The sequence below is a fragment of the Paenibacillus sp. UASWS1643 genome, assembly GCF_008693195.1.
GTDB lineage: Bacteria > Bacillota > Bacilli > Paenibacillales > Paenibacillaceae > Paenibacillus > Paenibacillus amylolyticus_B.
On sequence record NZ_VXKZ01000054.1, the window covers coordinates 1 to 652 of the forward strand.

Annotated in this window: 1 pseudogene; it reads left to right on the plus strand. The window is 47.5% G+C overall.

What is annotated here, in order from left to right:
* Nucleotides 1–28: 28 nt before the first annotated feature.
* Nucleotides 29–652, plus strand: a pseudogene (locus tag FE296_RS00245) (replication initiator protein A); the annotation flags it as partial.

Below are 652 nucleotides of genomic sequence, written 5' to 3' on the forward strand. Positions count from 1 at the left end.
TGAACAGGTAGAGGCGAAGGAGCTGTTCATGTTTGCAAATCAGTACGGTGAAGCGATGAAAATTCAAGTACAGGATCAGGTCACCTCAGAAAAGCGGGACCATCTACAAGCACAGATTGATATTTTAGAAAAAGCACTCCGGATACAGTCGGTGGACTATTTGGGTCAAATGGTCCCGATCAACACGAATATTGCGCAGCATGCATTGTTTTCAGCTCAGCCACGAACTAGTGTTTCTGTTAATAATCCTGTAGGGGTACGGGCTGTTCACTTTAAGAGCAATAACGGGGCTGTCTTAACTACGTATGAAGCCCGGGTCATGGGGGCGGTGCAGGCGATTTCATATAAACAGTATCACGGTCATGGCGTCGTAGAATTGAAATATTCAGACATAATCCGGGAAATGGGCCTATCCGATGGAGCGGCCAACTATAAGCGTATCCAGGAAGCGTTAATGCGTCTGAAGGACATTGAGGTTACTCTTACGCAGTACCAGCGTTCGAAGGGGGCAGAGTACGAAGAGATCAAGCTTACCCGGCTCATCGACGAGATTGTGTTCCGTCGAAAAGTAGGCTCGGCCAGTCATTATCAGTTCAAATTTCAGATTCGCCTACCACAATGGCTGACTGATGCAAACCGGGAAGGGAACCTA